The organism is Microbacterium esteraromaticum (assembly GCF_900163815.1).
Taxonomy (GTDB): Bacteria; Actinomycetota; Actinomycetes; order Actinomycetales; family Microbacteriaceae; genus Microbacterium; species Microbacterium esteraromaticum_B.
On the sequence record NZ_FUKO01000019.1, the window covers coordinates 206863 to 223904 of the forward strand.

24 protein-coding genes are annotated in these 17042 nt (G+C 64.4%); 12 read left to right on the plus strand and 12 right to left on the minus strand.

The annotated features are described in order from the left end of the window. Window positions 1-151: 151 nt before the first annotated feature. Window positions 152-922, plus strand: coding sequence for a GntR family transcriptional regulator (locus tag FM104_RS06425; protein WP_087130618.1), 771 nt, complete (start codon window positions 152-154; stop codon window positions 920-922). An 87-nt stretch (window positions 923-1009) separates the two neighbouring features. Here FM104_RS06425 and fbaA read toward each other — a convergent pair whose 3' ends face one another. Continuing rightward, entirely contained in the window at window positions 1010-2038 is a 1029-nt protein-coding gene (gene fbaA, locus FM104_RS06430; RefSeq protein WP_087130619.1) for a class II fructose-bisphosphate aldolase, read from the minus strand. 182 nt (window positions 2039-2220) lie between these two features. Here fbaA and glpX point away from each other — a divergent pair, with 182 nt between their 5' ends. Together glpX and FM104_RS06440 are read left to right on the plus strand one after the other, a co-directional pair. After that, window positions 2221-3207 carry a class II fructose-bisphosphatase gene (gene glpX / locus FM104_RS06435; protein WP_087130620.1) on the plus strand — a complete coding sequence of 329 codons (987 nt, stop codon included), beginning with the start codon at window positions 2221-2223 and terminating at the stop codon, window positions 3205-3207. Window positions 3208-3325: 118 nt separating this feature from the next. Further along, the gene (locus FM104_RS06440) at window positions 3326-3607 is read left to right on the plus strand and encodes a hypothetical protein (protein ID WP_179206699.1); all 282 of its coding nucleotides are present in this window, start codon (window positions 3326-3328) and stop codon (window positions 3605-3607) included. Between the two features lie 38 nt (window positions 3608-3645). Here the strand turns inward: FM104_RS06440 and FM104_RS06445 are convergent, their stop codons facing one another. From FM104_RS06445 to FM104_RS06470, 6 genes are read right to left on the minus strand one after another with little or no spacing between them, the layout of a single operon-like run. After that, window positions 3646-4029 carry an ankyrin repeat domain-containing protein gene (locus FM104_RS06445; protein WP_087130621.1) on the minus strand — a complete coding sequence of 128 codons (384 nt, stop codon included), beginning with the start codon at window positions 4027-4029 and terminating at the stop codon, window positions 3646-3648. A gap of 27 nt (window positions 4030-4056) precedes the next feature. Beyond that, window positions 4057-4650: a 3'-5' exonuclease gene (locus FM104_RS06450; RefSeq protein WP_087130622.1), complete on the minus strand. Its 594-nt coding sequence runs from the start codon at window positions 4648-4650 to the stop codon at window positions 4057-4059. Window positions 4651-4705: 55 nt separating this feature from the next. Then, window positions 4706-5257, minus strand: a complete 552-nt coding sequence (locus FM104_RS06455) for a hypothetical protein (RefSeq protein ID WP_143738266.1) — start codon at window positions 5255-5257, stop codon at window positions 4706-4708. Then, complete coding sequence (locus tag FM104_RS06460) at window positions 5254-7026, minus strand: alpha/beta hydrolase (protein WP_087130624.1); 1773 nt, start codon at window positions 7024-7026, stop codon at window positions 5254-5256. Before FM104_RS06460 ends, FM104_RS06455 begins: the two co-directional genes overlap by 4 nt. After that, window positions 7023-7325, minus strand: coding sequence for a hypothetical protein (locus FM104_RS06465; protein WP_087130625.1), 303 nt, complete (start codon window positions 7323-7325; stop codon window positions 7023-7025). The genes FM104_RS06460 and FM104_RS06465 overlap by 4 nt, the downstream gene beginning before the upstream one ends. Beyond that, window positions 7322-7843, minus strand: a complete 522-nt coding sequence (locus FM104_RS06470; RefSeq protein ID WP_087130626.1) for a hypothetical protein — start codon at window positions 7841-7843, stop codon at window positions 7322-7324. Before FM104_RS06470 ends, FM104_RS06465 begins: the two co-directional genes overlap by 4 nt. Window positions 7844-7993: 150 nt before the next feature. Between FM104_RS06470 and ychF the strand changes: the two genes are divergently transcribed. The 7 genes from ychF (at window position 7994) to FM104_RS06505 (ending at window position 11472) form a co-directional block, all read left to right on the plus strand. Beyond that, window positions 7994-9067 (plus strand): redox-regulated ATPase YchF, encoded by a 1074-nt coding sequence (gene ychF / locus FM104_RS06475; protein WP_087130627.1) that lies wholly within the window; start codon window positions 7994-7996, stop codon window positions 9065-9067. A gap of 33 nt (window positions 9068-9100) precedes the next feature. Beyond that, the gene (locus FM104_RS06480; RefSeq protein ID WP_087130628.1) at window positions 9101-9382 is read left to right on the plus strand and encodes a type II toxin-antitoxin system RelE/ParE family toxin; all 282 of its coding nucleotides are present in this window, start codon (window positions 9101-9103) and stop codon (window positions 9380-9382) included. Then, the gene (locus FM104_RS06485; protein WP_087130629.1) at window positions 9357-9677 is read left to right on the plus strand and encodes a HigA family addiction module antitoxin; all 321 of its coding nucleotides are present in this window, start codon (window positions 9357-9359) and stop codon (window positions 9675-9677) included. Before FM104_RS06480 ends, FM104_RS06485 begins: the two co-directional genes overlap by 26 nt. Before the next feature lie 110 nt (window positions 9678-9787). Beyond that, entirely contained in the window at window positions 9788-10219 is a 432-nt protein-coding gene (locus FM104_RS06490) for a kinase (protein ID WP_087130630.1), read from the plus strand. Between the two features lie 134 nt (window positions 10220-10353). Next, the gene (locus FM104_RS06495) at window positions 10354-10635 is read left to right on the plus strand and encodes a type II toxin-antitoxin system RelE/ParE family toxin (protein WP_087130628.1); all 282 of its coding nucleotides are present in this window, start codon (window positions 10354-10356) and stop codon (window positions 10633-10635) included. Beyond that, window positions 10610-10930 (plus strand): HigA family addiction module antitoxin, encoded by a 321-nt coding sequence (locus FM104_RS06500; RefSeq protein WP_087130629.1) that lies wholly within the window; start codon window positions 10610-10612, stop codon window positions 10928-10930. The genes FM104_RS06495 and FM104_RS06500 overlap by 26 nt, the downstream gene beginning before the upstream one ends. 110 nt (window positions 10931-11040) lie before the next feature. Continuing rightward, window positions 11041-11472 (plus strand): kinase, encoded by a 432-nt coding sequence (locus FM104_RS06505; protein WP_087130630.1) that lies wholly within the window; start codon window positions 11041-11043, stop codon window positions 11470-11472. Window positions 11473-11753: 281 nt separating this feature from the next. Here FM104_RS06505 and FM104_RS06515 read toward each other — a convergent pair whose 3' ends face one another. Further along, entirely contained in the window at window positions 11754-12251 is a 498-nt protein-coding gene (locus tag FM104_RS06515; protein WP_087130631.1) for a tetratricopeptide repeat protein, read from the minus strand. Between the two features lie 92 nt (window positions 12252-12343). Between FM104_RS06515 and FM104_RS06520 the strand changes: the two genes are divergently transcribed. Next, window positions 12344-12892 (plus strand): HEAT repeat domain-containing protein, encoded by a 549-nt coding sequence (locus FM104_RS06520; protein WP_256971543.1) that lies wholly within the window; start codon window positions 12344-12346, stop codon window positions 12890-12892. Window positions 12893-12899: 7 nt separating this feature from the next. Here FM104_RS06520 and FM104_RS06525 read toward each other — a convergent pair whose 3' ends face one another. After that, the gene (locus FM104_RS06525) at window positions 12900-13244 is read right to left on the minus strand and encodes a hypothetical protein (protein ID WP_143738268.1); all 345 of its coding nucleotides are present in this window, start codon (window positions 13242-13244) and stop codon (window positions 12900-12902) included. Window positions 13245-13358: 114 nt separating this feature from the next. Here FM104_RS06525 and FM104_RS06530 point away from each other — a divergent pair, with 114 nt between their 5' ends. After that, window positions 13359-13805, plus strand: a complete 447-nt coding sequence (locus FM104_RS06530) for a hypothetical protein (RefSeq protein WP_087130634.1) — start codon at window positions 13359-13361, stop codon at window positions 13803-13805. 9 nt (window positions 13806-13814) lie between these two features. Here FM104_RS06530 and FM104_RS06535 read toward each other — a convergent pair whose 3' ends face one another. The 3 genes from FM104_RS06535 to FM104_RS06545 form a co-directional block, all read right to left on the minus strand. Continuing rightward, window positions 13815-14993 (minus strand): N(5)-(carboxyethyl)ornithine synthase, encoded by a 1179-nt coding sequence (locus FM104_RS06535; protein WP_179206700.1) that lies wholly within the window; start codon window positions 14991-14993, stop codon window positions 13815-13817. Between the two features lie 138 nt (window positions 14994-15131). Further along, a complete protein-coding gene (arfB, locus tag FM104_RS06540; protein WP_087130636.1) occupies window positions 15132-15575 on the minus strand; it encodes an alternative ribosome rescue aminoacyl-tRNA hydrolase ArfB in 444 nt (147 codons plus the stop codon). Between the two features lie 50 nt (window positions 15576-15625). Beyond that, complete coding sequence (locus FM104_RS06545) at window positions 15626-16945, minus strand: DUF2254 domain-containing protein (RefSeq protein WP_087130637.1); 1320 nt, start codon at window positions 16943-16945, stop codon at window positions 15626-15628. Window positions 16946-17042: the final 97 nt, after the last annotated feature.

A 17042-nucleotide genomic window follows, 5' to 3' on the forward strand; every position in this document is an offset into this window, starting at 1 on the left:
TACGATACGGAACCTGTCGATCTAAGTACAATTAGACGTGCAGATTGTCGACAATGATACAAATCTGTTGTCTTGCGTCGCAACGCAGAAATCGCGCACAGCACGCGAGAATGGATGCGATGCGCCACGCTCTGGTGATGAGGAGACCTGAATGCCCCGTGACATGCCCCGTTCCGTCGGACGGGCATCCGTGCTGCGTGTGCCGCGAATGTCGACCGTCGATCTGATCGCGATCGAACTGCGCAAGGCGATCTTCTCGGGGGCTCTGCCCGTGGGTTCTCCGCTCGGTGAGGTCGAGATCGCCACCCAGCTGGGAGTGAGTCGCAGCCCGCTGCGAGAGGCCGCGCAGCGGTTGGTGCAGGACGGCATCCTCATTGCTATTCCGGGCCGAGGCATGAGTGTCGCGGTTATCGAGGGCGACCAGGTCGACGACGTCTACGTGATGCGCCTCGCCGTTGAGTCTCAGGCCGTGCGCCGGATCACCCGCGCGAATGATTCGCGGGCGATGGCGCGCATCACTCGCGCTTTTGAGGAGTTCTCGACAGCGAGCGCGGGGGATGACGCGCGCGCGATGGGCGACGCCGACCTGGAGTTCCACCAGGTGCTGGTCGACGCGGCCGGTAGTGAGCGGCTCACGCGCGGCATGGCGACGCTGGTCATGCAGACGCGCATCGCGAGCTTCAGCGTGCCGGAGGGATACTCGGTGCGGCGTTCAATCTCGCCCACTTACGAACGTCTGCTCGCCGCGCTCGCCGCAGGAGATGCAGACGCCGCGGTCATCGCGCTGGAGGAGCAGTTCGAGGATGCTGTCTCACGCCTGCGGGGAGATGACGTCACCGTGGAGACCGTCGATGTCGACGTGGATGCCGAGGAGCAGGTGTTCCGGCCCATCGACGCGACAGCGATCCACGAGGGGCGCTGACATTACACGAAGAAAGATGCCCCTTCCCGGATGAACGGGAAGGGGCATCTTCATTTCGGGGCTCGGTGGCCCATCTCGAGACTGTTGTCAGCTCTTGGACTGGCCGTACGAACCGAGCTGGCGGGTCGACTCGACCACGCGGGCGGCCATGGCCGTCTCGGCGATCTTGCCCCAGGCGCGCGGGTCGTACTGCTTCTTGTTGCCGACCTCGCCATCGACCTTCAGCACGCTGTCGTAGTTCTTGAACATGTAGTCCGCGATCGCACGCGTGTACGCGTACTGCGTGTCGGTGTCGATGTTCATCTTGATGACGCCGTTGGCAACCGCGGTGGCGATCTCAGCATCCGACGATCCGGATCCGCCGTGGAAGACGAGGTCGAGCGGCAGCGCGCCGGTGTTGTACTTGGCCGCGACCTCGGCCTGGATCTCGCCGAGAAGCTCGGGACGCAGCTTCACGCCACCCGGCTTGTACACGCCGTGCACGTTGCCGAAGGTGAGGGCTGCGATGTAGCGGCCCTGCTCGCCCAGACCCAGCGCCTGCACGGCCTGGTCGACATCGGCGAACGTGGTGTAGAGCGCGTCGTTCGAGCCCTCGTGCTGCACGCCGTCTTCTTCGCCGCCGACGACGCCGATCTCGACCTCGAGGATCGCGTTGATCGCCTTCATGCGCGGCAGCAGTTCCTTCGCGATCTCGATGTTCTCGGCAAGGGGCACAGCCGAGCCGTCCCACATGTGCGACTGGAAGATCGGGTTGCGGCCCGCCTTGACCTCTTCTTCAGAGGCGGCGATGAGCGGCTCGACGAAGCCGGCCAGTGCATCCTTGGGGCAGTGGTCGGTGTGCAGAGCAACGGTGACGGGGTAGTTCTTGGCGACCTCGGTCGCGTAGCGCGCGAAAGCGAGGGCGCCGGTCGCGCGGGCCTTGACGGTGTGGCCCGCGAAGTAGTCGGCGCCGCCGGTCGTGACCTGGATGATGCCGTCGGAGCCGGCTTCGGTCAGCCCCTGCAGAACGGAGTTGATGGTCTGCGAGCTCGAGACGTTGAACGCGGGATACGCGAAACCACCGGCCTTCGCGCGGTCGAGCATCTCTGCGTACTGATCCGGAGTGGCGACGGGCATGAAATCTCCTGCGTTTAGGGTGCGGGGGTCACCTTCACTTTAGTCGCGCGGAAGAAGGATTTTCGCGGACGTTACCTCGGCTGGCCGTTCGTTCTTGAGATCTTGGTAAGAACCCGCTTTTCTTCATTGCAATCTTGGGAAAAGTAGCCGATTCCGTTGCATCCGATCGTTATGCTAACCGCATGGTGAGCCTCACAGCCGATCTCAGTCCGCTTCGTCCCGACCGCAACCTCGCAATGGAACTCGTGCGTGCCACGGAGGCCGCCGCGATCCGGGCCGTGCCCTTCGTCGGACGAGGTGACAAAGAGGCGGCCGACGGCGCAGCCGTCGACGCGATGAGAGCGTTTCTCGGCACGGTCAATTTCCAGGGTCGCGTGGTCATCGGCGAGGGCGAGAAGGACAACGCCCCGATGCTCTTCAACGGTGAGGATGTCGGAACGGGCCGCGGCCCCGAGTGCGATATCGCCGTGGACCCCATCGACGGCACGTCTCTCACCGCGTCCGGCCGCCAGAACGCGCTGTCGGTTCTCGCCGTCTCCGACCGGGGATCGATGCTCGACGCCTCCAGCGTCTTCTATATGGACAAGCTCGTCACCGGCCCCGCAGGTGTAGGCGTCGTCGACATTCGCCTGCCCATCGGCGAGAACATCCGTCGACTCGCAAAGGCGCTCGAGAAGCCGGTCGACGAACTCGTCGTCTCGGTGCTGAACCGCCCCCGTCACGAGAAGCTCATCGAAGAGATCCGCGAGGCAGGTGCCGGCACCCGCCTGATGAGCGATGGCGACGTCGCCGGTGGCATCAATGCGGCCCGGCACGCCGCGCGCACCGACATGTGCGTGGGCATCGGCGGCAGCCCCGAGGGCATCGTCACCGCATGTGCGATCAAAGCGCTCGGCGGACACATTCAGGGTATCCTCTGGCCCCGTGATGATGAAGAGCGCCAGCGCGGCATCGACGCCGGCCTCGACATCGACAAGGTCTACGAGGCAGACGACCTCGTCAAGGGCAACAACACCATCTTCGTCGCCACTGGCGTCACCGATGGACAACTGATCAAGGGCGTGCGGCGCGAAGGCGGCTATCTGTTCACTGAGAGTGTTGTGCTGCGCAGCGCGTCGGGAACGCTTCGTCGCATCGCCTCAGAGCACCTCGTCTCGAAGTGGCTTTGACCGGCTGAAACCCGGCATCCGCCGCGCTCACTACCGGCATTCCCAGGCGACCCTGGCACAATGTGAAGGGAGCCGGTGCTTTTCGTGTGCCGGCAGGCCAGGAACAGGAGAGCTCGCGATGTCATCGAACGAGCAGTCTGAGAAGCCGCGCCGCGCTCAGCATGTCACCACCAAGACCGGACGTATTCTGCGTGTGACAGATGCGCAGATCGCCGCAGCCGCAGCACCGACGGCGACAGCGGTGCAGGCCGACTTCGACCCGGCACGCCGCACGGACGTGCTGTTCCGCGTCCGCCGCGATGAAGGGCACGAGCTCAGCTCCTGGTGGATGATCGGCGCCTTCCTCGTCACCTCCGGCGTCGTCATCGCCCTGCTCTCGTGGGTGCCGGGCGGCGCCTGAACCCGATCAGGCCTGAACCCGATCAGGCCTGAGCCTCGTCAGTACGAGTCGAGAACTGCACGCATCTCGGTCAGCTGGAACTGATCAGCGACCTCGCGGGCAGTGTGCGCACCCGCATCCTGATCCGCACCGGCGGCGAGCAGCATCCGCAACAGCGGCTCGTTCCGTCGGAACACGGCGCACGATACCGCTGTCTGCCCGTTCGCGTTGACCGCATCTTTGTCCGCACCGCGGGCGATCAAGTCGGCCACGACGTCGGTCTGCTCGGCGTACGCCGCGATGATCAGCAGCGTGTCGCCACGAGGATTTCGCACGTCGACCGGCACTCCGGCGTCGAGCATCTCGCCCAGCGGCCCGAGGCGCCCCTGGCGCGCAAGATCGAAGGTTCCCGCGATGACCTCGTTGCTGAGTCCGTCTGTCATCTCACCATTGTGCGCGACACAGCGCGTTCACGCGACAGCGCGCTCGCGCTGCACCGGGCGCGGAGCCGTGAGGCGGATGCTGAGCGCGGCACCGAGTTCATCGATGTCGTCGGTGTCGGCGCGGCGCGCGGCGTCGATGATGATCTGTGCACAGGCACGGGCATCGGCGAGAGCATCGTGGTGCGGGAAGTCGCCGAAGCCCGCTGCTTCGGCAGCCTTCGGAAGTCGGTACGACTCGAGGTCGTACGTCTTGCGTGCGACCGCGAGCGAGCACAGCGAGCGGTAGGGCGGCGCTTCGATTCCGGTCACCTCGCACGCGCGGCTCAACACTTTCAGGTCGAACCCCGCGTTGTGCGCCACCAGTACGTCGGCACCGGCGAAGGCGCACAGCCGATCGATCTGGTCCACCCACGTCGCGGCATCCGCCACCTGATGGGCATGAATGCCGTGGATCTTGATGTTCCACTCGTTGAACTCATCGTGGCCTGCCGGCGGACGGATGAGCCAGCCGGTCTGAGCCACCACCTCTCCGGCGCGTACTCGGACGAGTCCGACGGAGCAGGCCGAGGCGGGGCTGGAATTCGCCGTCTCGAAGTCGATTGCGGTGAAGTCCAATGGCACGTATCCACTCTCACTCCGGAGACTTTCGAATCGGGCGAGGCTCGCCGCGAAGCGATCAGCCTCGCGGCCGAATCTCTTTGGAGAGGTCTTGGAAGTCGACGAACGACATGTCATCGGGGATCTTCACGCACGCATCTTTAGCGGTGATCTCGAACGTCATGCGATCTTCATCCTGAAGCTCGCCCGCGTAGGTGAATCCGCCGGTCTTCACGTCGACCGTGATGTCGCCTCGAGTGAACCGTCCCATGGGCGCTTTCTCATCACCGTCGAGAACGTCGGGCGTCTGCGTCCACCCGGTCGCTTCGAGCTGCTTCGCCACGGCGGCGAAGCTCTCGGCCTGCTGCTCGCCCACGGTGACGCCCATCCCGGCCTGGTATGAGACACCGGGAAGAGGGGCGCCTTGGCATCCGTCGACAACTCCCATGGCGGTGGCACCGGACAGTCCCGCGTCGTCCAGCGCCTCGAACAGGTCTTGCACGGTCGAGTCGATCGTCTCGACCTTCTTCTCGAGCACGGCTCGAGGGTTCGAGGGCGATGCCGTGGGCGAACAGGCAGCCAGCAGCAGAGCGAGGAGTCCCACGATGCCCATCATGACGGCTTTTCTCATCCGGGTCCCCTTCCGGTGTCCGAGCGGCCAGGCTCATTCGCTGTCGGAGTTCTGTCCGCCTCTGGGTCGATCGGACCGCTCCACCACGGATCGTAGCTCTGCTCGGCTGTGATGACGTTCTCGCCGTTCCCGCCCACGATCAGGCCGAGGTTGTAGAGCGACTCGCTGTCGCGGTCGTAGTACCGGACGTGATCGTCGAAGTTGCGGACGTGCGAGGCGCGTTCGGTCGACTCAGCCTCGAATCGATGCGCCCCGAAGTCCTCCGAAGAAGGGTCGACGCCCAAGCCGAGACCGAACAACTGGCCCTTGCGCAGCCACCCCTGCTCACCGAGGGCAGCGACGAGATCTCGGCTGTTGCGCCCGTCGTAGACGTGGTCGGCGCCGACACTGAAATCGGAGGCGTGACCTGCAGGTCCGGTGCCGGGGCTGCCGATGAGGGCCACGTCGTCGACTGCCAGGTCGTGGTTCGTCGCCGCATACGACGTCGCCGTCGAGCCATAGCTGTGCCCGATCGCAGTCATGTGAGCGGGGTTATCGGCGCGGGAAGCCCGCAGACCGTCGACCGCCGTCGCCAGTCGCTCGCCACCATCGGCCGCGCGTGCCTCGGAAGGCACCTCGCCCCATTCGAGCAGATCGCCGGCCGGCGTGTCGTAGCCCAGCCAGAACATGGTCGCCACGCTCGAGCCGTCGCCGTTGTAGCGCGCGCTCTCGTACAGATGGGCCGCGTCTTTGACTCCGTTCGGCGCGCCGTCCATCTGCGTTTTGATTCCCGGTACCGACACGGACACGTCGTCGGCGGTGTCGAGGTCGCCGACGGAGATCGCGACCCGGCCATCGCCTGCGAAGGCATCCGGATCGTACAGCCAGAGCTGCCCGCCCGGCTGATCTTCGGTGCCAGGCACGGTGTAGCCGTCGGCGTATTTCAGCGCCTTCTGCGTGGCTTCGGCGTTCTTGAGCCGCTGCGTCTCGTCTGCGGTCAAGGTGCCGTCGGCCTGCTTCTGATGCAGCTCGGCGAGGTCGGACTCGAGCAGCGTTCGGTTCGCGCGGTCGCGGGCGGATGCCGGGAGGCCGTCAGCGCTGCCGATCGTCTCTGGGCACGCGGCGATCACCGCGTTCTGCTCGGTCTCGGTGAGCCCGTTCCACCATTTCGACATGGCCGAGGGGCCCGCCGTGACAGGAGGCTTGCCGCTGATGGCGGCCAGCGCGAGAGCGCCGATGCCACCGGCCGCGGACTGAGCTTCGGCCACGGTGTCGGCGCCGGTGAACAGCCGCACGAGGTAGTCCTCGTTGTCGGTGGTGCGTTCCTGTAGGCCAGTGATGTCATCGACGATCCCTGTGCGCTGAGAAGCGAGGCGGCGCGCGCGCTCTTGCAAGACCGGTACATCGGTCTCGGTGCTCTCGGCGACGTCGGCCATCAGAGCGGCACGGTCTCGATCGTAGGCCGTGACTTGCCCGACGATCGTGGTGTGCTCGCTCTGCAGCTCACGCAGCTGTTCGGCGAAGACGTCTACCCCGCGTGCGACGCGCTTGAGCGTTTCGCCCATCGGCTCGTGAGCCTTCGCGAACTTTTGCGCGTGGGCGGCGTAGGCGGCTGACGCCTCGCCCTGCCACAAGGGTGTGGGGGTGGAGAGCCGATCTGCTTCGTCGGCGAATTCGGCGATGCTCGCGGATCCTTGCAGCAGCGTGCTGGCCAAAGTCTCTGCGGAGGCGGGTTCGCCATCCGGACGTTCCGGGTAGCCGATGGACGCGGGGATCTGGATAGTGGTCATTGAGCATCCGATCCGAGCGCGTTCATCCTGCGCGCGATCTCGGCATCGAAGCTCTGATACGAGGTGCCGGTAGATGTGAGCTCGTCAGCGTAGACATCGGCGGCGACGGATGCTTTACGAGCGGACTGCTCCCACATGTCGAGGAATATCTGCGCGGCGCCGACCGCACGAGACGGAAGTCCGCCGGTCGTCGCCTCGCCAAGGGTCTCCGTGGCGCCGCGCATCTGCGAAGCCTGTGTGCGCCAGCGCGCGATCAGGCGGTTGGTGCTGGCCGGGTCGTAGGTCACTCCGTGGCTCATGCCGCCTCGATCAATTCGTAGGCGGTCTGGCTTCCCACCGGGAGCCCGGTGGAGTTCAGACGCAGGAACAGGTTCCTGTTCTTCGCTGCATAGCCGAACAGCAGCTGTTCGTCGCCGAGTGTGCTGGGCCGGTCGGCCATGACCCGAGGCATCCCGGTCGGCGGAAGGAACACCCTCCAGCCCTGGGAAGTCAACACGTCTGCGGCGGAGCGCAGATGCGCCAGTGCAATTGCTTCGTCAGCGTCGCCGAGGGTGAGGGTGACGCTGTGGCAGACGGAGTCGCTGGTCGGACCGGGGATCCAGCGGGCGACGCTCGACGGCATCCCATGCCCCACAAGGCGCGCCCAAGTGTCGTCGACCACCGAGAGATGCTCGTGCGCGAACGGTTCGGGCGCGTCGCGATCCTGACCGGAATCCGCGGGCGTGGTCTGGTCCGGTGGCAGCAGCACGATGTCGAGATCGGGATGCCGGCGGTGCACGACGGACCAGAACGGATCCGCGTCGATCTGATCGGACATGCGCGCTCCTCTGCTCGGTGTGTCCCATGTTAGGGCGGGGCATCGCGGATGCCGAGGGGACAACTGCCCATCCACAGCACGCCGAGCGTCGTCGGCGGCAGCAGGCATGCCGGAGAACGCTCGAGGAGAGCGCCGGTAGACTGGACTCCCGTGGCCCTAACTATCGGAATCGTCGGCCTGCCAAATGTCGGCAAGTCCACCCTTTTCAACGCTCTGACCAAGAACGACGTGCTCGCGGCGAACTATCCGTTCGCGACGATCGAGCCGAACATCGGCGTGGTCAGCCTCCCCGACTCGCGACTGGGCGTGCTCGCCGGTATCTTCGGCAGCGAGCGACTTCTGCCGGCAACCGTGTCGTTCGTCGACATCGCGGGAATCGTGCGCGGCGCGAGCGAGGGTGAGGGGCTGGGGAACCAGTTCCTTGCGAATATCCGTGAAGCGGATGCGATCGCGCAGGTCGTCCGTGGTTTCGTCGACGAGGATGTCGTGCACGTCGACGGCGTCATCGATCCGAAGAACGACATGGAGACGATCAACGCTGAGCTCATGCTCGCCGATCTTCAGACCATCGAGAAGGCGCTGCCGCGCTTCGAGAAGGAAGTGAAGCGCAAGACCATCGACGGCGCGGTTCTCGAAGCGGCGAATGCGGCGAAGGATGCTCTCGAGCGCGGCCAGCTGCTCTCGACGTCCGGCGTTGATCTGACGCCGATCCGCGAGCTCGGACTGCTGACGGCGAAGCCGTACATCTACGTCTTCAACGTGGACGAGTCGGTGCTGACGGATGCTGCGCGCAAGGCCGAACTCGAGGCGCTGGTTGCCCCGGCCAAGGCCGTCTTCCTCGACGCGAAGATCGAGTCGGAGCTGATCGACCTCGACCCAGAAGACGCTCAGGAGCTGCTTGAGGCAACAGGGCAGTCCGAGTCGGGTCTGGATCAGCTGGCACGGATCGGCTTCGCGACGCTGGGCCTGCAGACGTACCTCACCGCCGGGCCCAAAGAGTCGCGCGCCTGGACGATCCCGCAGGGCGCGAAGGCGCCGCAGGCGGCCGGAGTCATCCACACCGACTTCGAGAAGGGCTTCATCAAGGCCGAGGTCATCTCGTTCGAAGACCTCGTCGCTACCGGGTCTGTCGCCGAGGCTCGCGCCAAGGGCAAGGCCCGGCTGGAGGGCAAGGACTACGTCATGCAGGACGGCGACGTGGTGGAGTTCCGGTTTAACGTCTAGCGTTAATGACGGAATCCGTTATACACTGGTCTCGTGATCAGATCGTTCGGCAGCAAGGATACCGAGCGCATTTGGCATGAGCAGTACGTCAAGGGCGTCGACCGGTCGGTGCAGCGGGCGACCATGCGGAAGCTCGAGTTGATCCATGCGGCGAAGGATGTCGAGGACCTCCGGGTCCCGCCGGGCAACCGCCTGGAGCGTCTGGTCGGCGACCGACGCGGGCAGCACAGCATCCGCGTCAATGCGCAATGGCGTCTCTGCTTCGTCTGGAGAGAGGGAGGTGCGGACAATGTCGAACTTGTCGACTACCACTGAGCGCGACCTGATCGAGCCGATCCACCCGGGAGAGATCCTGATGGAGGATTTCATTAAGGGCTTCGGTATCACGCAGAACAAGCTTGCCGTGTCCATCGGTGTGCCGCCGCGCCGGATCAACGAGATCGTGCACGGCAAGCGGGGGATCACGGCGGACACGGCGATCCGTCTGGCGCGCTACTTCGGAACGTCCGAGGAGCTCTGGATGAATCTGCAGTCGAACTACGAGCTACGACTCGAGCGTCGAGCGCTGCGCGACAAAGTCGCTGCGATCACGCCGCTGAAGGTCGCATGACCTCTGGGGTGACCGGCTCGGAGAGTTCTCGTCTGATCATCATCCGCGGGAACTCGGGCAGCGGGAAGTCGCATTTGGCGCAGGCGATCTGAGCTGCGCGACCGCGCGGCGTGGCGATCATCGGCCATGACGTGCTTCGGCGAGAGATCCTCCATGTTCGCGACCATCCGGGTGCGTTGAGCGTGCCGTACATCGATCTGTCGGCGCGGTTCGCGCTCGACAACGGTCTCGACGTCGTGATCGAAGGCATCCTGCATTCCGAGAGTTATGGCGAAATGCTCGCTCAGCTGCGAGAAGATCATGCTGGTCTGACTCGCTGCTACTGCTATGAACTCGACCTCGACGAGACGCTCGAACAGCATCGAACGAAGGCATTGGCCGCGGAGGTGTCGGAGACCGATGTCGCGTCCTGGTACCGCAGTGCCGACCGGATCACCGCCCTGGATGAGTCAGTATTCGATGCCACGGTGAGCGCTGCTGACGCTCTGCAGCAGGTCCTCGCGGACGCGGGGTGGAGCGAGACGCTCGACATCGGTTCATGACGAACACTTGTGATGACTTTCCCGACAAGGTGCGGTCGAGTCGAACTCCATCTGAGGTTGCTCTGTACCGGAACTCGGTGGAGTTCCGGTTTAACGTCTAGCGTTAATGACGGAATCCGTTATACACTGGTCTCGTGATCAGATCGTTCGGCAGCAAGGATACCGAGCGCATTTGGCATGAGCAGTACGTCAAGGGCGTCGACCGGTCGGTGCAGCGGGCGACCATGCGGAAGCTCGAGTTGATCCATGCGGCGAAGGATGTCGAGGACCTCCGGGTCCCGCCGGGCAACCGCCTGGAGCGTCTGGTCGGCGACCGACGCGGGCAGCACAGCATCCGCGTCAATGCGCAATGGCGTCTCTGCTTCGTCTGGAGAGAGGGAGGTGCGGACAATGTCGAACTTGTCGACTACCACTGAGCGCGACCTGATCGAGCCGATCCACCCGGGAGAGATCCTGATGGAGGATTTCATTAAGGGCTTCGGTATCACGCAGAACAAGCTTGCCGTGTCCATCGGTGTGCCGCCGCGCCGGATCAACGAGATCGTGCACGGCAAGCGGGGGATCACGGCGGACACGGCGATCCGTCTGGCGCGCTACTTCGGAACGTCCGAGGAGCTCTGGATGAATCTGCAGTCGAACTACGAGCTACGACTCGAGCGTCGAGCGCTGCGCGACAAAGTCGCTGCGATCACGCCGCTGAAGGTCGCATGACCTCTGGGGTGACCGGCTCGGAGAGTTCTCGTCTGATCATCATCCGCGGGAACTCGGGCAGCGGGAAGTCGCATTTGGCGCAGGCGATCTGAGCTGCGCGACCGCGCGGCGTGGCGATCATCGGCCATGACGTGCTTCGGCGAGAGATCCTCCATGTTCGCGACCATCCGGGTGCGTTGAGCGTGCCGTACATCGATCTGTCGGCGCGGTTCGCGCTCGACAACGGTCTCGACGTCGTGATCGAAGGCATCCTGCATTCCGAGAGTTATGGCGAAATGCTCGCTCAGCTGCGAGAAGATCATGCTGGTCTGACTCGCTGCTACTGCTATGAACTCGACCTCGACGAGACGCTCGAACAGCATCGAACGAAGGCATTGGCCGCGGAGGTGTCGGAGACCGATGTCGCGTCCTGGTACCGCAGTGCCGACCGGATCACCGCCCTGGATGAGTCAGTATTCGATGCCACGGTGAGCGCTGCTGACGCTCTGCAGCAGGTCCTCGCGGACGCGGGGTGGAGCGAGACGCTCGACATCGGTTCATGACGAACACTTGTGATGACTTTCCCGACAAGGTGCGGTCGAGTCGAACTCCATCTGAGGTTGCTCTGTACCGGAACTCGGTGGAGTTCAGGTTTAACGTCTAGCGACGAGGCGCGGGCATTCGTCGCGGCGCGAGAGGATGCTGATCACATCGCCGTCGAAGTGCTGCCGCTCGCCAACTATCTACCCAGCGCGCAAGAACATCAGCATCGGCTCGATCGCTTCCCCGAGGACTCGTGCCATCTGCCGGCAGAGCTGCTGACCAAGTACCAGGGATCAAACCCTCAAGGTCGAGGCGTCTCAGTGAGGGCCGCGGCATAGTTGCGCATTGAACGCTGGTAGCGGGGCAGGGCTTCTGCCTGCGCTTCGATGGCTACTCGCAGCGCTTCGTCCTTGCGGCCAGCGCTGTGGAGCGCCAAGGCCAAGACGATGCGCGGTGCAGTGCCGGTGGAGTCATGTGTTGGCGTAGAACGCAGGACGGCGATCGCCTCATCAAGGCGGCCTAGATTCCGCAGAGTGGATCCGTACTGGACGGCGAGTTGCGCGTGCCGGGCATCATCAAGGCCCAGTTCGAGAGCGCGCTCGTACTCGGCACCGGCTTGCGCTTCGAACCCCATAGAGTCGTACATTCCAGCGAGTTCGAAAGCTGCTCTGCCATCGTCAGCTGGGCAGTCCGCGGCCAAGTCGTGCATCGCAGCGACGCCCTCCTCGCGATCGAGCGAGTCCGCACGTGCCCAGAGCTCGCTGATCGACGCTTCCCACTGGTCAATCGATTGGCTCATGGTCCCATCGTGTCATGCAGGGCGAGTCGCCTTGGCCAGATCTCCAGGTGCACGAGGGCCGACACCCGCCGGGAGAGCCTAGGGTGGAAATCGTGCCCCGAGAATCAGCAGAGTCCCCGTCAGTCCCCGTTGACCTTCCCCCGAAAAAGCGGCTGGCGGCTGCTGTCGAGAGATACGGGGAGCCGAGTGTCGTCGAACGATCGCTCTCGCTGCTCGCTGGCAACAACGAGGGCGAAGACTTTCTGCTCTACGTCGGGGGCGATCATGCCCAGGGCATTCTCGACGGCGCCCCCGTCCTGTACTGGCCCGAGCTCTGGGGTGCGCGGGCGCTTCTCTACGTCTGGAACGACTCTGCTGCTCCTGCCATCATCGACGCGATGAACAACCCCGCGTGGCGGGTGCGCGAGATGAGCGCACGAGTTGTCGCCGCCCGTGAACTGTCCGCAGCATCCGAGCTCTCAGCACTGCTGACCGACAAGGTTCCCCGCGTGCGAGTCGCCGCGGCGAAGGCTCTGGCGGCCGTGGGCACGTTGGAAGATATGGACGGCATCCGCATCCTGCTCAAGGATCCCGAGATCGACGTGCGTCGCGGAGCTCAGCAGGCGCTTGACGCATTGCGGAAGCGGTTCCCAAAGAGCTGACTGCCCTTCACCCGCTCGCGGCGTCGCCTGCTTGCGGAGACGGATCCTTCGGCTCTGATTTGTGGAGCCACGATCCTCGTTTAGGGCGGTTCATCCACGCCTCGACAGCCTCGGGCGTGAGGTCGTCACGATCCCACAGGTAGCCGCTGACATTGCCGATCGGTTCAGGGAACACATCCCCGGTCTGCGAGGCCTCATCGGCCAGGCGCCGTCGAAGGGTTTGACGCAGACTGACCGGCGTCACCCCGAGCAACTCGGCGACTTCGTCGATCGTGGCGTAGCGGGCAGCGAAGCGCGCATCATCAGTGGCGCTGCGCAAGGCGCGTGGGCGCTTGGCGTCGTTTTCAGGCACGGCGTCACTGTAACAGGGCACATGAAGCGATCGTGTGACGCCGATGAATCCCCGGAAGCAGCGCGCACGGCTCTCAGGACGCACGCGGGCCGCTGACCTACGGTTGGAGCCAACATGTGGAAACAAAAGCGCTCGCAAGCATGCATCTCAGTCGTCGCTGCGGTGATCGTGGCCTCGGGAGCGCTATCCGGCTGCTCGGCATCAGACTCATTCGAGGGCGAACTCAAAGACCTGGTTTGGAACGGTCGCACTTTCGAGTTGCCAGCCGATGTGGCCGGACGCTCGTGGCAAGAGCTACTCATCCTGTGCCCGTACGACGGCCCGCCGGAGGATGTCCACGCAGCCTTCATCGATGCCGCGACGCGAGTCGACTTCGAGACCGCCGATCACTCGCAATGGCTGCTCTTCCGAAAGGACGCTCATGTGACGACCGTCGCCATTTTGCGAACCGAATTCGAGTTCTGCTCGACTCCTCAGCGCACGGGCAGCACGTACGCTCCGGCGCAACGCTGGCAACCCAACCCCAGCGATGGAGCCGTCACCGTCACGCCGGTGCGGTGACCGCACGCCTCAAGACGTGGACAGTCGTGCGTGCGGGTACTCTGCGGAACGGCTCTGAAAAGTCAGGATGCTGGGGTTCTTGATCACTCCGTGATCGATCTCGATCGCCCGCGAGATGGTGAGATTCTTCGCCCACGCAGACGGACCCTCCATCACCGCGCGCAGGAACGGCATGATGGCCTCGCTGATCTCCCAGGTGGCCGAGTTCCACAGGAATGAAGGGCTGTGATCGACGCCGTAGTAGTTCACACCCTGTCCGACGGTGAACATCGGGTCGTTGAATTCTGTAGGTTTCGCCCACTCAAAACCCATACCCTCATCGCATGAGACATCGATGATCAGGCTGCCGGCAGCGAACTCTTTCAGATCTTCGGTGCGCAGGTAGGTCATGGGCGCGAGCGGGTCCTGCAGCGTGCAGTTGACCACGATGTCGTGCGACGCGAGGAAAGTCGGCAGTCGGACTTGTCCGTCGTCGGTGAGGACCGAGCTGAGATATGCGGGGCCGTCATCGGTCTGCAGCCGAGTGATGTGCGCGCTGTGGATCGGCGAGCCGACGGCCGAGGCGTCTCGCTGCGTGAGCACCTGGATGTCATGAATCCCGTGCGCGCTGAGAGCCGTGACGGCGCCGCGCGCCGTCGCCCCGAAACCGATCACGACCGCACTGAGTCGCGGACCGTAGTCGCCCGTCGACCCTACGAGGCTCAATGCGTGCAGCACGGAGCAGTATCCGGCGAGTTCGTTGTTCTTGTGGAGGACGTGGAGGCTGAAATCCCCCTTGCGTGTCCAGTGGTTCATCGCTTCGAAAGCGATGAGGGTGAGCCGCCGATCGATGGCGGTCTGGGTCATCTGCGCATCTTGCACGCAGTGGGGCCATCCCCACAGGACGCGGCCCTCAGGGATTGCGGCCACTTCGGCCGCTTGCGGCTTGGGCAGCAACAGAACATCGGCGGACTCGATCACCTCAGCCCGTTCAGCCACTCGCCCGACGCGTGACTCGACGTATCCGGGCTCCAGCTGGAACTCAGCCGCGTAACCGCGCTCGACGATCATTCGCGCTCGCAGGTCAGGGTCGATCCGGTCGAGGTGGTGAGGATGCAGTGGCAACCGGCGCTCGTTCTCCATCGTGGACCCGGCGAGCAGCCCCAGAGTGAGGAGCTCATCCTTTCCGTCGGGGCGTCTCGCTGGCATGACGTGATAAGCAGCGGGTGGTTCAGCGGTGCCGGACATCCGGACTCCCATCCTCGGGGAACCAACGTCAGCTCCTTTGCGTACTGTACGCCGCGCGCTGGCTCAATGCGCCGGCTGATGCGACCGCACCACCATGAATCAGTCCGAATCGCCCGGGCGCTGACGGGCAGCCTTGGTTTCTGAGCGCTGGCGTTTCCCTTCGAGTCGTCGCCGCTGAGAGCCTCTCGTCGGCCGCGTCGCGCGACGGATGACCTTCGGCATGATCGCCTCGCGGAGCATCGCGGCCAGTCGCTCCCTCGCTGCGAGCCGATTCTGGCGCTGTGATCGGTGCTCGCTGGCGCTGATGATGAGCTCCGTGCCCGCAAGTTTCGGAGCCAGCTGCTCCAGCACGCGCCGGCGCTGCGGCTCGCTGAGCGCACTCGTGGTCGCCAGGTCGATGCTCAGCTGCACACGGGAGTCCGTGGTGTTGACACCCTGCCCTCCCGGCCCTGACGACCGCGAGAACTGCTCGACGAGCTCGCTGGCGGGCACGATGAGACCATGGGGTGCTCCAGGCCCCGGCATCACACGCAAGTCATCCACGCTCTCAGTCTGCCGCAGCTGACAGAGAGACGCCTCGTGCGCGCACAGCTCTATTCGGGCGTCTTGCCGGCAAAGATCTTGTTGATCTCGCGCCGTTTTTTGGCGATGCGCTTGCGGTGAGCAGGACGGCAGTTCTCTGACAGGTCGTCCAACACATCGCCGATGCGCGCCCGCACTGCCGGTGCGTCGCGGCCGTAATAGGCGATCTCATCGAAAGCGAGGTCGAGCAGAACGCCTACCCCGAATGGCTGGTAGATCACGCGAATGTTCTCATCATCGTCGCGCAGCGCCGATGCGGGTTCCGTGCGGAGCACCGCCGCGCGCGCCATCCGATGCACCTCGTTCAGGGCTTGCACGGCCGTGGTCGGATCGTTCACACCCGGTGAGAGCGCCCGCAGAGCGATGTCCACGATCTGCTGACAGGAGAACGAAGGATCCTGACGCGCACTGGGCTCAGCCTCCAACCAGAAGCAGTTGGCGACTCGCTTGGCGATCGCGCGCTCGCGCTCTTCGGGTCCGTCGTTCGAGTCATCATCCTGCAACGGGTTGATCCACATCTCCGCAAGCAGCTGGCCTTCGGCATGAAAGCGGCCGATCGGCTGGGTGATCTCGATCACAGCATCCGCTGATTCGGCCAGCGCGACCAGGTGAGAGAAATTGATCTGCGAGGTGCACCCGTGGCGGTCTTCCGCGTAGACAGCGATCCGGCGCGGTCTCGACGGACGCTGCCAACTCTGCGAATCCAGATCTCGTTCGTCCTCCGAGTAGAGATCGATGATGCGGCCCACGCCGTGGTCGCCGATGTCGGCGAGCACCTTGCTGACCTGGATCGAGTTCGTGATGTGGTGGATGAAGAACAGCAGAACCAGAACGCTGGCGAGAACGAAGACGAACGCCAGCGACACGGCAGTCTGGGGGACAGGCGAGTCGGAGTCTGGCCGACCCACCGACCGCATCACCGTCAACGCGAAGACGAAGGTTCCCGTGAACACGCCGAAGGTGAACTGCGCCACTCTGCTGTCGAGAAAGCTTCCGATGACGCGCGGCGTGAACTGGCTGCTCGACAGCTGCAGCACGACCATCGTGATCGAGAACACCAGGCCGGTGACAGAGATCGTCGCCGCAGCGATCGCCCCGAGGATCGTGCGAGCGCCATCGTCGCCGCCCTGAAAGAGGAAGGGAACGTGTTCGGCGATCAGCGCATCGAATATCGGAACCACGATCCCCAGGCAGAAGGCACCGATGATCGACGCGAGAGGCAGCGCCCAGAAGGGACTCCACAACCGCGACCACCAGCTCTGCGGGGGCACCGACAGTGCGCCCCGGTTCGTCGAACCCTTCGTGCGCGACGGCGATCCAGAAACTGACATATCCCCATCTTGGGTCTGCCAGGGGTGCGTGCGCCGCTCAGACACACCGCACCGGCGATTGTGCGTTGAGTGGCAAACAGGTCAGCATCCGCTGTAT

Bases quoted from the DNA above. Each gene is read 5' to 3' on its own strand.
- FM104_RS06465 (WP_087130625.1), bottom strand. From the start codon at position 7,325: ATGAGCCACGGAGTGACCTACGACCCGGCCAGCACCAACCGCCTGATC.
- FM104_RS06440 (WP_179206699.1), top strand. From the start codon at position 3,326: ATGTCATCGAACGAGCAGTCTGAGAAGCCGCGCCGCGCTCAGCATGTC.
- FM104_RS06460 (WP_087130624.1), bottom strand. From the start codon at position 7,026: ATGACCACTATCCAGATCCCCGCGTCCATCGGCTACCCGGAACGTCCG.
- FM104_RS06500 (WP_087130629.1), top strand. From the start codon at position 10,610: ATGTCGAACTTGTCGACTACCACTGAGCGCGACCTGATCGAGCCGATC.
- FM104_RS06425 (WP_087130618.1), top strand. From the start codon at position 152: ATGCCCCGTGACATGCCCCGTTCCGTCGGACGGGCATCCGTGCTGCGT.
- FM104_RS06455 (WP_143738266.1), bottom strand. From the start codon at position 5,257: ATGAGAAAAGCCGTCATGATGGGCATCGTGGGACTCCTCGCTCTGCTG.
- glpX (WP_087130620.1), top strand. From the start codon at position 2,221: ATGGTGAGCCTCACAGCCGATCTCAGTCCGCTTCGTCCCGACCGCAAC.
- FM104_RS06515 (WP_087130631.1), bottom strand. From the start codon at position 12,251: ATGAGCCAATCGATTGACCAGTGGGAAGCGTCGATCAGCGAGCTCTGG.
- FM104_RS06445 (WP_087130621.1), bottom strand. From the start codon at position 4,029: ATGACAGACGGACTCAGCAACGAGGTCATCGCGGGAACCTTCGATCTT.
- fbaA (WP_087130619.1), bottom strand. From the start codon at position 2,038: ATGCCCGTCGCCACTCCGGATCAGTACGCAGAGATGCTCGACCGCGCG.
- FM104_RS06530 (WP_087130634.1), top strand. From the start codon at position 13,359: ATGTGGAAACAAAAGCGCTCGCAAGCATGCATCTCAGTCGTCGCTGCG.
- FM104_RS06535 (WP_179206700.1), bottom strand. From the start codon at position 14,993: ATGCCAGCGAGACGCCCCGACGGAAAGGATGAGCTCCTCACTCTGGGG.
- FM104_RS06470 (WP_087130626.1), bottom strand. From the start codon at position 7,843: ATGTCCGATCAGATCGACGCGGATCCGTTCTGGTCCGTCGTGCACCGC.
- FM104_RS06485 (WP_087130629.1), top strand. From the start codon at position 9,357: ATGTCGAACTTGTCGACTACCACTGAGCGCGACCTGATCGAGCCGATC.
- FM104_RS06545 (WP_087130637.1), bottom strand. From the start codon at position 16,945: ATGTCAGTTTCTGGATCGCCGTCGCGCACGAAGGGTTCGACGAACCGG.